The organism is Mycobacterium sp. (assembly GCF_035653355.1).
Lineage (GTDB): Bacteria > Actinomycetota > Actinomycetes > Mycobacteriales > Mycobacteriaceae > Mycobacterium.
Map to the genome: position 1 here is coordinate 1 of NZ_DASRBZ010000086.1, position 11,550 is coordinate 11,550.

General features: G+C 63.4%; 14 protein-coding genes and 3 pseudogenes. 3 read left to right on the forward strand and 14 right to left on the reverse strand.

Going from position 1 to position 11,550, the window contains the following annotated elements:
• Window positions 1-504 precede the first annotated feature (504 nt).
• From VFA16_RS23730 to VFA16_RS02755, 3 genes are all read right to left on the reverse strand, one after another.
• A complete protein-coding gene (locus VFA16_RS23730) occupies window positions 505-1,305 on the reverse strand; it encodes a glycine-rich domain-containing protein (protein ID WP_414687621.1) in 801 nt (266 codons plus the stop codon).
• A 109-nt stretch (window positions 1,306-1,414) separates the two neighbouring features.
• Entirely contained in the window at window positions 1,415-1,576 is a 162-nt protein-coding gene (locus VFA16_RS02750; protein WP_324966345.1) for a hypothetical protein, read from the reverse strand.
• 14 nt (window positions 1,577-1,590) lie between these two features.
• Window positions 1,591-2,883 carry a phage major capsid protein gene (locus VFA16_RS02755; RefSeq protein ID WP_324966346.1) on the reverse strand — a complete coding sequence of 431 codons (1,293 nt, stop codon included), beginning with the start codon at window positions 2,881-2,883 and terminating at the stop codon, window positions 1,591-1,593.
• Between VFA16_RS02755 and VFA16_RS02760 the strand changes: the two genes are divergently transcribed.
• Window positions 2,882-3,136, forward strand: coding sequence for a hypothetical protein (locus tag VFA16_RS02760; RefSeq protein ID WP_324966347.1), 255 nt, complete (start codon window positions 2,882-2,884; stop codon window positions 3,134-3,136). The genes VFA16_RS02755 and VFA16_RS02760 overlap by 2 nt on opposite strands.
• 79 nt (window positions 3,137-3,215) lie before the next feature.
• Here the strand turns inward: VFA16_RS02760 and VFA16_RS02765 are convergent, their stop codons facing one another.
• The 8 genes and pseudogenes from VFA16_RS02765 to VFA16_RS02800 all read right to left on the reverse strand — a co-directional run.
• Window positions 3,216-3,512 carry a hypothetical protein gene (locus VFA16_RS02765; RefSeq protein ID WP_324966348.1) on the reverse strand — a complete coding sequence of 99 codons (297 nt, stop codon included), beginning with the start codon at window positions 3,510-3,512 and terminating at the stop codon, window positions 3,216-3,218.
• Window positions 3,509-3,772: an NUMOD4 domain-containing protein gene (locus VFA16_RS02770; protein WP_324966349.1), complete on the reverse strand. Its 264-nt coding sequence runs from the start codon at window positions 3,770-3,772 to the stop codon at window positions 3,509-3,511. The genes VFA16_RS02765 and VFA16_RS02770 overlap by 4 nt, the downstream gene beginning before the upstream one ends.
• A 302-nt stretch (window positions 3,773-4,074) precedes the next feature.
• Window positions 4,075-4,815, reverse strand: coding sequence for a hypothetical protein (locus VFA16_RS02775; RefSeq protein ID WP_324966350.1), 741 nt, complete (start codon window positions 4,813-4,815; stop codon window positions 4,075-4,077).
• Complete coding sequence (locus VFA16_RS02780) at window positions 4,815-5,207, reverse strand: hypothetical protein (RefSeq protein ID WP_324966351.1); 393 nt, start codon at window positions 5,205-5,207, stop codon at window positions 4,815-4,817. The genes VFA16_RS02775 and VFA16_RS02780 overlap by 1 nt, the downstream gene beginning before the upstream one ends.
• On the reverse strand, window positions 5,200-5,445 hold the full coding sequence (locus tag VFA16_RS02785; RefSeq protein ID WP_324966352.1) for a hypothetical protein: 246 nt from the start codon (window positions 5,443-5,445) through the stop codon (window positions 5,200-5,202). The genes VFA16_RS02780 and VFA16_RS02785 overlap by 8 nt, the downstream gene beginning before the upstream one ends.
• A 115-nt stretch (window positions 5,446-5,560) precedes the next feature.
• Window positions 5,561-5,851 (reverse strand): hypothetical protein, encoded by a 291-nt coding sequence (locus VFA16_RS02790; RefSeq protein ID WP_324966353.1) that lies wholly within the window; start codon window positions 5,849-5,851, stop codon window positions 5,561-5,563.
• Window positions 5,848-7,224, reverse strand: a complete 1,377-nt coding sequence (locus tag VFA16_RS02795) for a recombinase family protein (RefSeq protein WP_324966354.1) — start codon at window positions 7,222-7,224, stop codon at window positions 5,848-5,850. Before VFA16_RS02795 ends, VFA16_RS02790 begins: the two co-directional genes overlap by 4 nt.
• Window positions 7,225-7,254: 30 nt before the next feature.
• A pseudogene (locus VFA16_RS02800) lies at window positions 7,255-8,406 on the reverse strand (HNH endonuclease signature motif containing protein); the annotation flags it as partial.
• A gap of 35 nt (window positions 8,407-8,441) precedes the next feature.
• Between VFA16_RS02800 and VFA16_RS02805 the strand changes: the two are divergent.
• Window positions 8,442-8,609 (forward strand): annotated as a pseudogene (locus tag VFA16_RS02805) (hemophore-related protein); the annotation flags it as partial.
• Between the two features lie 135 nt (window positions 8,610-8,744).
• Complete coding sequence (locus VFA16_RS02810; RefSeq protein WP_324966355.1) at window positions 8,745-8,930, forward strand: DUF6131 family protein; 186 nt, start codon at window positions 8,745-8,747, stop codon at window positions 8,928-8,930.
• A 71-nt stretch (window positions 8,931-9,001) separates the two neighbouring features.
• Here the strand turns inward: VFA16_RS02810 and VFA16_RS02815 are convergent, their stop codons facing one another.
• From VFA16_RS02815 to VFA16_RS02825, 3 genes and pseudogenes are all read right to left on the reverse strand, one after another.
• Window positions 9,002-9,877: a formylglycine-generating enzyme family protein gene (locus tag VFA16_RS02815; RefSeq protein ID WP_324966356.1), complete on the reverse strand. Its 876-nt coding sequence runs from the start codon at window positions 9,875-9,877 to the stop codon at window positions 9,002-9,004.
• A gap of 3 nt (window positions 9,878-9,880) precedes the next feature.
• Window positions 9,881-10,543 carry a hypothetical protein gene (locus VFA16_RS02820; protein WP_324966357.1) on the reverse strand — a complete coding sequence of 221 codons (663 nt, stop codon included), beginning with the start codon at window positions 10,541-10,543 and terminating at the stop codon, window positions 9,881-9,883.
• A 19-nt stretch (window positions 10,544-10,562) separates the two neighbouring features.
• Window positions 10,563-11,550: pseudogene (locus tag VFA16_RS02825) on the reverse strand (arylsulfatase); the annotation flags it as partial.

Consider the following 11,550-nt stretch of genomic DNA (forward strand, 5'->3'; position numbering starts at 1 on the left):
CAAGAGTTGAGCCAGGCGCACCGCGACCGCCGTCAAACCTGGCCGCTCAGCCGATAAGGGATAGCCGGCCAGCTCGGCGGTGACCGCCGACTCCACTGGGCCAGGTGTCACATTTGTGACAGTTGACACCGCCTTCGGGCTACCACCCCTCAGCCGATAATCCCGGTGATACAGCCGCTCAGCCTCAGAGCAGGCGTCACACCTGCAACCCTTCGCGTACCGGTAACGTGTTCCATGGTTTACCGCCTTCATAAGCCGGAGACTCCTTACACATCAACGTCATTCGTGCGCATTAGTGCTGAAACCCCTTGCAGTGAAACATGTTGTGTTGCAATCTTTTTGCGAAAAACTGCAAAGGCCGAAGGCTGGTCCGTCTATGCGTGACGAGAGATTGCGATACCCCCTCTGACCTGCGGTTATGCAGTGGTGTATGTGGTACTCTGCTCATCAGTCCTTCATGGTCAGCGGTGTCTAATCCTCTTGCGCTGCAAGTAATTTCGCTTGTTATTGCCATTCGATGAGCGTGTAGCCGCCGCCGCCCGCCCCGTACCCCGCCGAACCGGATAATGGTTGGCTACCACCACCACCACCGCCGCCGTATAGACCGCCGGTGCCACCGTTTCCGCTGGCATTGACTCCGTATCCGCCGCCGCCGCCCGCGCCGCCGTTACCAGCACCAGCGCTGGCTGGGCTGCCACCGTTTGGGGATGAGGATGTGCCTGCTGCGCCGCCCGTGGCGTGACTGGAATTACCGCCGGCTCCTGCTGGGCGGCCGCCACCACCGCCGCCGCAGCCTTCGTTGTTGGTGGTGTCTGATGTGCCCGCTGATCCCGCCCCGTTGCCCGCAGCGCCCCCAGCTGTGCCGTTTGTGCCGGTCGCACTAATCCCCGACGCGGAGAACGTGCCACCCGCCCCACCGGATTGCCCGTTGAACTTGGTTGCGGGGGCGCCCCCGCCACCGTTTGCTGTCAATGTGATTGAGCCGGAACTGAATGTTGAAGCGGTGCCGCTAGCGTTCGATGTTGAACCACCCGCACCGACCCCGACACTATATGTGGCGCCGAGTGATCCGATACCTATAAATACACGGTTGATGCGCGCACCGCCCCCACCACCCGATCCGGGGCTATTGCCGCTGACACCGTCGCCTCCTGCACCGCCACCGCCGATCAATGTCACATAGCAGCCTCTAGTGCCCGACGGCACAGGCTGACTGGTGCGAGGAGTATTGGCTTCGATAAACGGAACAAACCGCGGCTTTACGATTGCGCTGCTCATCGGATAACCGCGGCCGAATCTAACCATTAGTCAATGTCCTTTTCGTGGGTCTCGGCGTGCCCGGCGCTGGTGCGCCTCAGTGCTCCTGATCACGACACCGGTCGCAGCCATGACGCCGGGCAACGCCGAGAGGCTCTCACTTCGTCTTCGAAGTGACAGGTTCGGCCCACCCATTGCGCTGCCATTCGGCCGCGACATCCTCGGGCACACTTACAACGTCACCACCAACATGCGCTTTGTCGTCGTGGAACACGCGGTAATTGCCGACGACTTTGACTTTGACGGTTTGGTCAGACATTTGATTCTCCAGGATCATGTGGTCGGCAGGCCAGTTATCACGTTGATCGCGTTTGGCCTAGGCACGGCTAAAGCGCACCGGAGCTCACAGATGAACTGGTGGATGTTGCTCGCGGATTGGCTGTACGGGTCGTAGAAAACGTTCAGCGCTTCGCGAATGTAGAGGGCGGCCGCGCCGGCTTGCACGCTCATCAGGATCGCCGTGTCAGCCGCGATTTGCTGGGTTTGGATAACACGGCAGCCCCACAATTCTTCACCGTCTGATGTTTGGTCGATATTGCGGGCACCGGCCAACAAATCCAGTTGCAGTCTGCCGTTGGCGTCGCGCAAGCGTCTCAGTGAACCGAGCGCGGCCGGGCTCATCACCAGTAAATCAGGTTGAAAGAAACTGGACCGTAAATCGACCATCGCCTTATTCAGGGTGCCCAATGCGTCGGTGTCATTCGTGGCGTTGTAAGCCCTGGTCTGGGTTCCGGACACGTGCAGCAAACCATCAAAACCGTTTGACGCCGAAGTTCCGTTTATCAGCAAATTCGCTTCGGCATTGTATGTGGATTCTGTCAGGTCCGCGACAAGCATATTCACGAACTGGTCACCGGCATCAGCGATGACCTCCTTTGTCAAAAGGCAGCGGCCCGCGACTTTAGCCGGCCTGACGTAGACCTCGGAAATGCTCGGTGACAGATCAGGCTTGAGTGCACCGGGCGCCGTGTACGCACTTTCCGCCGCATTTCCTGTGTGGCGAAAGAATCCCACCCCGGGGCCATCCATCGCGATATTCGGGAGGAAGTTGCTCAGCCTTTCCGGCTCATACGGAAGTCGGAACCACGGGTATGGTGTCGGCTGCTGAACCGGCGGCAGTAAATTGCCGGCGAATCCGCTTCCGTCGACCGCGGCTTTATCGCGCAACGTGCTCGCGTAGTTGCCGGACTCGATGCCCTTATCGTGGACGTGCACGCGCAGTGGTGTGTTTTGTTGCGCGGCCCTCTGCAACGCTTTCAGCTGTGTTTTGGTGAATTCATACATCGACACCGGACGAATGCGGTTCTCCATGTTGGGCATGAACCCTTTGAAGTTGATACCGGTGTCGGTGGTATCAGGGTCGACGCCGGCGAAGCCGTGCTCGGCCGGCGAAGCGTATGAGAACATTCCTTTCGCCTTTTCGTAAGTTCTGATCGCGGTTTCGAGTTGTTCGGACTCGGCTTCCACCCGGTCCATGAACTCATGTGTGATGGTGTTGTTGAGATGCCGGCGCGCGACCTCATCGGATAGCTCTTTGAGCCGCTGCTTGGCGACGCTGGGGTGCATGACGGTGTTCCTTAAAAATTGCGTCGAGTTCCCGCTGAGCGTTGCCGATACTGCCGCATTCGACTTCGACGAGTTCGCGTATCAGCGCGTTCAGCGACTTCTCTTGGGCAGCGTTGAGTTGCTTGTGGCCCAGGAGGCGGCGAATTTTGAAGCGGATATCGCTGGCGCGTTGGTCGGTCATTGCGGCGTGCTCGACTGGCGGAGTGTGACACCCCGGGAACGGTTTTCTATTTGCCGCGGGATTGACGGGTAACCCCGATGAGGCGTGACGCCTGGGCAGGGCCTTGGACCGTACCGCTTACCTGTGATTGTGACATCGCCGCTTGTCATTGTCACGCCGACTCGCCGCGGGCGGCGTCGAGCAGCACGGCCCGTGATGCCACCCATTTGTCCCTGAGAACCGCGCTGGCGGGGTTTTGCAGCCAGGCCAGCACGTCCTCGGCGAAGTTGATCGCCAGCAATTCTGCGGAGGTTACGGGGGTGAAGGGGCGGCCGCGCTGGCAGGCGACGAAGGCGGCAATCCGCGCGAGGACCGCGCCGTGCTCGCCGGGCAGTAGCGCCGCGTCATCGACATAACGGCGGGTTTGCACAATCAGCGCGTACGCCTCGGAAGTAGCACAGTCGGTCATGCCGCTACCTCGTTCCCGAACGCCTGCACCAGCAACGCCTCGACGTAGCAGGTCCGGCCCTGCCTGGCACGCCCGGTGCTCAGGTGCACAACCGGTTTGCCGTCGTATTTGCGATAGTGGACGACCAGCATCCGCCCGGGCACCGAGATCGGCACCCCGTTAGATCGCCAGATGATGCGGGGCAGGCCACGAACCCGGCCGCGGTCGGAAACGAGGTAGCCGGGGAAATTCGGCACCGGCGCCCAACGCTCGACGGTCATCGGCGGTGTTTCCTTTCATGGGCGGTTGGAGATAGCGGCGGCAGAACGGACACATGTACCCGCGCCGGCAGTTGCAGGCCTTCATCACGTACGCGACAAACCAGCTGTCCCCGTTCATGGCGCACCGTTGAGGATTTGGCGCGCGCCGGCCTCGCGAACTCGGGCCGCAATGCAGTGAAGGCAAAGCCACGGACGCGGTCGAGGGTCCTCGCTGTACTTACCCAGCAGGTATCCCTCAGGCACCCGGGCGCCGCAGTCACAGTCGGCGCCGGGAGAAACGACGAGCCGCCACAACGGGATGCTCATAGCCGATCACCGCCGTCATCGAGCGGGCAGCCGTCAGCGTCGACCGTGGGCGGCTCGTAGGTGGCGCCGGCTTCGAAGCATGCGGCGTACTCGCGGTCGATCTCGCTGTCGATCGCATCGTCGTAATCATCGACGTCGCGGCTGCCGTCCCTTTGCTGAGGAACGGTCTTCGAACGGTCTTCGAACGGTCTTCCATCGGTCTTCGAAGGGCGTTCGAACGCCTGCGTTGTAGTTGCAGTTGAAGGGGAGGGGGAAGGTGATGGTGCTGTTCCGCGCGCGCCCGTAGATGTTCCCTCATCGAGACTGTTGGCCAGTTCGTCGATTAACTGTTGCTCGCGCTCGGTGAAGGTTCGGTCGAGGCCCAGGATCTCCTCGAGGAGTTGGCGTCGCAGTATGGGTGACTGTGCCTGTAGGGCGCGGTTGAGTGCGCCGATGAAGACGAGGCCGCCGGCTTCGTCGTCGGCGACGTAGGTGCGGATCAGGCCTTCCTCGGTGTCCCAGTCGACGACGATGAAATCGCTGTCGGCGAGTGCCCTGGCCGCTGTCTTGATGCGGTCGAGGGTCATGTCGGCGGCGCCTTTGGCCCATTTGGTTATCTGGATGGGGAAGACACCCGCGGTGTCGGTGTTGGGCTGCGACAGCAGGTAGGTGTACAGCCAGTGGGCGTCGGCGGTGAGTTTGAGCCAGTCATTGTTGCGCCACCGGGATTTTTTGAGCTTGCCGTATTCACGCGCCATCAGAAATCACCTGCCGAGTACCGGTGGCATTCGACGGCGAGACTGCGATGCCCGCGCCGCCACATAGCCCGGCACGTGTCGACGCTGAAGATGCCCGGCGTGCCGAGGGATTGCAGATGTTCCGCGGTGGTGACTGCGGCGTCGACCATCACCGCGGAGATACCGTGCCCGCAGCGGTGCCGGTCGACTTCCGGGTCGCGGATGCACCCGCACGCGCCGATCGGGGTAGATCGCACCGCGTGCCAGCGTCGGCGCGCGTTGCCCGCGTGTGGGTCGTAGCGTTTACACTGCTTAGTGCTGGTGGTGTAGTTGGTGTCGGGGTCCCCGGTCCGGAGGTGGTAGCCCGGTCGGGGCCCGACTTCCAAGGCGGGCGGCCCCACGTCGTCAGGCATCGTCACCACCGGCTTCCAGCTCAGCCAGATCGCGACGGGCCGGCTCCAGAAGAACACGCAGCTGGTCGAGCTGCTCCGGGGTGAACGGCGGCGCCTGCGAGACAAGCTGTTTGATGTAGGCCGTGGTTTTCGCGTAGATGAGGTCACGCTTGGCGTCTCGCGCTTCAGGTGAGTCCGCGCCGTAGTGGCGGACCGCAAGCGCACGACGGGAACGCTCTACGTAGACGGGGTTAGACATCCGATGCTCTCCGGGTACGTCAAAATGACCCCACCGAGAGAGCGGGCTAATGCGGGCAAGAACTTCGGCGCTGCTCCGCTGAGCCTAGGCGTTTTCTTTTCGCCGGTTACCTACGCTAGTAGGGCAAGTACGAGATATCCAGCGTAGGTACCGGCGTGTCATGTAACCGGTCAAGCAATTCGTTGAGTTTCGCTGGGCTCAGCCGTGTGTCGCGGCCACATCGTCGGCATTTAAACCGCTGGGTGTTGGTGAGCGGTTGGTCGGAATCCGCTGTTGTCCAGTAGCCGAACGGCCGCCACCACGCGGACTCCTCTGGAGGCCCGACGCTGCACCATCGGCCGTTGCGGTATTCGCGAATATCGAGTTCGCGATGCTGCCCCTTATTGGTGCATGTCACCCAGGTCATCGCCGCCACTCAATCACGATGCGCTCCGGGTCGAACCGGCCCTGCTCCGGGCGATAACCCTTGCCGACCGGCTTGATCGTCGCGGTCAGCATCACGTTGACGATGGCGCGCTGACGGTCCGGGTCCATCCGGGCGAACGCCTTGTACACGCGGCCGCTGCCCAGCGGGATATCGGCGAATACCCGCGCCTTGGACGCGTCGGTCATCTTCGCTTCGATCGCGTCTAGCCGGGCTGTCAGCCGGTTACGGATGGCACGCCACTCCGCGGTGCTCAGCTTGTCGTCGGCCAGCTCGTCGGCCAGCTCGTCGCGGCGGGCGCGGATGGTGTTGGCCTCGGCGCTCAGCGCCTCGAGGTCGGGTGCGTCGCGGTCGATCAGCAGCTCCTTGGCGTCCGGCTCCGCCAGCCGGGCACAGACGACACGGCGGATCAGATCGTCGGCGTCGGGCTTGGAGATCGCCACCCCAAGGCATTTCCAGCAGCGGTAGCGTTCCTGGCCTCTGGGGCCCAGATAGCCACCGATACGGCCCCCGTCAGCGCACTTGCCGCAGCGCAGCACACCGGTCAAAAAGTGCTTGCGAACGGTCTTGGGGCCGGGTTTGCGCGCCGGGTCATCCAGCACGGCTTGGGTTGCCCGCCAGGTCGATTCGTCCACCAGCGCCGGCCAGTTGCCCGGTCCGACGATCACGTTGTTGTGGGCCCGCAGGCCGGCGTTGCGCGGGGAACGCAGAAACAAGCTCAGGGTTGATGCCCGCCACGGCTTGCCGTTGCGGCCGTAATAGCCCTTGGAGTTCCACTCCCGCGCCAGCCCGGACAGCGACGCGCCGCCTAATACCGCCTCGTAGGCCTTGCGGACCAGCTTGGCCTCAACCGGGTGCGGCTGGTGGTCGTCGGTGTAGCCGAACGCCTGGTGCCACTTGGGTTTACCCTGCTCGGCCATCTGCTTGAACGCAGCCACCTTCCGGGCAGCCGCGTGCTCGACTTCATGGCGGGCGACATTGGCCATGATCCCGGCGATCATCCGGCCTTGCGGTGTGGCCAGATCAACCTCGCCGCTGACGGTGGCCAGCGCGATCTGTTGGGTGTCGGCTATCTGGATGAACCGCTCCAACTCGATCGGCCGACGGTGCAGCCGGTCCAGGTCCCAGGCGACGACCGCGGTGATGATGCCGTCCTCCATGTCCTTCAGCAGCCGCTGGTACTCGGGCCGGGGCTTGCGCGGGTTAGACGCGCTGCGGTCGTTGTCGACGTATTCGCGCAGGTTCTTCCACTTTTTGCGCTTGGCCAGCGCGCGACACTCGGCGCGCTGGCGGTCGATGGCGACCTGGTTTTTGTGGCGGTCCAGTGATTGCCTCAGGTACAGCGCGGTAGCCATGCTGGCTATTGTAGGTTATCCGGCAAGTTGGTAATGGGTACGGCAATAACATTTCAGATTCGACGCATGCGTCGGCCCACCCTTCGCGTAGGGGATCGTATGGTCCACATCGCAGTCAAACGCCGGCTTATCGCAGCCCGGCCAGCGGCAGGTCAAATCCCGGCAGCGCACAAAATCGGCCAGCGCTTTCGAGGGGATGTAGCCGCGCTCGGGTGCGGCATCGGCGGGATGAACCAGCGCCACCAGCTTGGCCGACTTCGCCAGTTCCTCAACCAGTTCGGATGGGATGAGCCCATCGGTTGCTACCAGCGACCCCGGCGCACCATTGGTCCCGTCGAGGCTGGCTTGTTCGGTGATCACATGGATCACCACCGGGCTGGCCGGGCGCTTGCCGGCCGCACAATCGGCGCGCCCACAACGACAGCCCAATCGATCGGCCCCGGCGGCCAATGCCCCCAGCGCATCGGCGCGGCGCTGGGCGCGGGTGCGCGGATCGTGCTCACACACCGTGGCCGCCAAGCCATCCAACCGCTGGTCCAAGGCACGGGCGTCGGTGGTGAACAAGGTGCCGTGGATCTCGGCGATGCCCTCCAGGCCAGCAGAAATCCACACCTCCCGATCGGTTTGGTGCTGTTTGCGGCGGCGCACCGCATCGGCGTCCGCCGTGGCCACGATCTTGTCGATCCGCCCAGCTAACCGGCCCTGGGTTAGTGATGGCCAGCGCGGCACCGCCACCGCCAACTGGGCATCCACCGCGGCCAACACCTCGGGATCGCTGATCAAATCGGTGCGAAACACAATCGTCTGAAACAACCGCAGCCCAATATCGCCGGCCTTGAATACCTCGGCGGTCTTGGGCAGCCGCTCACGCATGGCCCGGGCATAACGCAGCCGACTCGACGCCAGCCCCTGGCTGATCCGCAGCGCCGCGGCCACTTCGGCGCTCACCGCCTCCTCGGTGTCGATCGCCCATTGCTCGGTTTCCGAGCAGCGCGACAACCGATACCCGAACAACTCACCGATCGCCACCAGCTGCTCAGCCGCGGCCCGGTTCTCCGCCCGTGATGACGCACAGATCCGATCCACCAGCACGCTCGACTCCGGGGTGGTCGACGGGTGGTGGCGCTCAAACATCTCATCAAACCGGGCAATCACCTCCCGGCGCGCGGCTTCATCGAACATACATTCGATCATAGAGGTGGGGTACGACAGAATGCCTGACGGATCCGCCGCTCGCACCCGCTCGGGTGCCGGGCTGCAGCCGCGTCGACCTGGCTCAGGTCTCGGCAGGCGTCGCCTGGGAAACGTCGGTGTACCTGTTCGCGCATCCTGAAGTCAACGACTACTTCACCAGGGTCAAGGGCCAGCCGCGCAGGAAGCAGAAGTGGAGCGCCGGCTAGCGGGGCGATTGGCGTCTCAGGGGTTTGCTGCAACCGCATCGAAGATCGTGGTCGGTGTTTGCAGTTCTACCCAGCGCGGGTACACCGCTTGACAAGTGGTCAATTGAAGGGAGGGCCACAATGATCGTCGCCGGTGTCGTCCTGCTGCTTCTCGGTTATCTGCTGCCCCTGGTGCTGCCAGTGCCGCTCGTGTTGGTGACCATTGCTATCTGGCTGGGTTGGATCTTGCTCATCGTCGGAGTTGTCCTCTGGCTGCTCGGCTCAGTCGGAAGGCGTCCGGTCGGCGGCAGACGCCATTACTGGTGAACAGCTCGGGTCATTAGTCCCCTTCCCGACGCGAAATATCCGCAGCTTTGGCGCCGATAGGTAACGGGCGTTCAGAAGACGCAGCGGAACCCGATGTGGGTGGTCGCGGTGTCCTGCGACTGAGGCGAACGCGCCGCGGGCCGGTAGCGGTGGCAGTACTCCGGCGCGCACAGGTGCGAACCGCCCTTCAGCGTCTGATTGACGGAAGGATCAGCGCGCACGCACGGTGTGCAGCAGGATTTCGGGGGCTGATCCAGCCGGTGATGGGTGCTGTATTCGGTGGCGGTCCACTCCCAGACGTTGCCGATCATGTCCAGCAACCCGAACCGATTTGGCGGGAAGGCACCCACCGGCGAGGTCCCCGTCCAGCCGAGGGCGCCGTCGTTGCGGTACGGGAACCTGCCCTGCCAGGTGTTGGCCATCAACTGGCCGTCGGGCTTCTCCTCGTTGCCCCAGGCATACGTCGTGGCCATTCCGCCGCGGGCCGCGTATTCCCACTCCGCCTCGGTGGGTAACCGCCGCCCTGCCCACCGCGCGTAGGCCGCGGCATCGGGGTAGGCGACCTGTACCACTGGGTGATTGGCCTTCTCAGCGACGTCACTGTGCGGGCCGAATGGGTGGCGCCAGCATGCATCCGGTACCCAGTGCCACCACTGCCGCCAGTCGCGCAAGTCAACCGGACCCGGCGTTGGACGGAACACCAGAGCGCCCGGGACAAGGTCGTCCGGGTTCGCACCGGGATACTGCGCGGGATCGATCGATTGTTCGGCGACCGTCACATAGCCTGTGGCAGCGACGAATTCGGCGAATTGCGCGTTGGTCACCGGATGCCGTTCCATCGCGAACGGGGCCACGCTAGCCGTATGGATGGGAGCTTCTTCGGGGTAGAAGCTCGTCGAACCCATCCGAAATGCCCCGCCGGGCAACTCCACCAGCTCGGTCAGCATGATTCAGGGTATGACGACCGCGAAGTCGACCATCAGCGCGATTTTGGCAGCGTCGAAACCCAGCAGCCCGGCAGGCCCTTCCTGATGGATGGCGACCAGATAGCCCTTCGTGTTCGTCCAGATATGTGCGATGCGGTCGGCGAAGGCGATTGCGCCTGACGATCCGCGGTACGTGCCGGTCAGCTGCTGGCTGCTGTACCCGCAGAACGGAGCTGGGTTGATGGCCACTTCGGCACCCGCCTTCGATCGCATCATCGCGTCGTACTGAGCGAAGGCTGCGGCAGGAGTGAGAATCGTCGACGCGATAGTGACCTTTCCCGACATGCCGTCAGGTCCTGCTAACGCCAGTGCCACCTCACCGTCGCCGGGCGTCGACGTCCAGCCGTCCGGCACGCTGATGGTGATTTTGGGCGCGGCAGGGTCGGCCACGGTGGCGCTAGTGGGCTTGCCGACGACGCTGGTCGGCGGCAGACATTCCAGCGCATCGGGCGGTATGTGCCCGGGCAGCGTCGTCTCGACACCGGGAACGCCGGTGAGCGGGTCTGGCTGTGTTGGACCGGCAACTCCCGTCGAGGAGCTCGGTGCTTTTGCGGAAACCGCCTTCCCCGCAGTGGTATCAACGCAACTGGCCAGGACGGCCGCCACAAGGGCCGAGTAGAGCACCACGCCCCAATGCCTCACCATTTCAGTCGCGCGCAAAAGCCAGGGCTAGTTTGTTTCCCAGGTCCGTGTATGCCGCGCCGGAGAGGTCGACGGTGACGTGAGCGATCGCTCCGCCGGTGAACGCGAATGGCGGCTTGTAGCGGCTCGACACTCCGGAACCGCTGTTGCGGCCGATACTGATGGCCGCGCCGGCTAGGCCGAACGTTCCGGGGTGGGTCTTCATGTCTGGCAGCGCCGCAACGGCGGTGTCGTCGATGTAGAGGGTGGCTTCACCCAGTGGGGTGTGACTGTTTTCCACCGTGCCGGTCCGGACGTATTGGACGCCCAGGAGGTGTCGGCCCAGCGGAACCGCGCCGGGTGAGGAGATCGTCTGCTCCTGCTCACCGAGGAAGTTATAGACGTAGTGCAGCCGTCCGTCCTGGATGAGCAGGACGTGTCCGCCGTGGGCACCGCCCTGTTTGAATAACACCCCTTCGGCACCGGTGCTATCCACGGTCACGTCGGCCAACACCGAAAACGACCGGCCGTGGATTTCGGCGCCGGCACCCATGCCGATGTCGGCGGTATCGGGATAATAAGTGTAAGTGGACCGTTCGCCGGCCAGGTATGGGCGCCAGCGCGACAATGTTTCCAGCATGTTGAAATCGGCTAGCGGCAGCCCGTTATATTTGGCGGCCTCCGAAAACCACAGCGCCTTCAGTTCCTCGAGCTTGTCGGGCTGCTCGGTGGCGAGGTCGTGGCACTGGCTGCGGTCGGCTTGGATGTGGAAAAGCTCCCACCGGTCGGCGTCGAAGTGTGACCAACCCGCGGGTGTGGCGGCGTGGACGGTGTTGGCGAACCAGCCTTTGTGCCATATGCCACGTGTGCCCAGCATGGTGTAGAACTGCGTTTCCTTGACCACCGCACTCGGATCTTTCAGCGCCGCTTTGAAACTGACACCATCCAGCGGACGCTGAGCGATGCCTTTGACCGTCTCTGGCGCCGTGATGCCCACGAGGTCGTAGACGGTC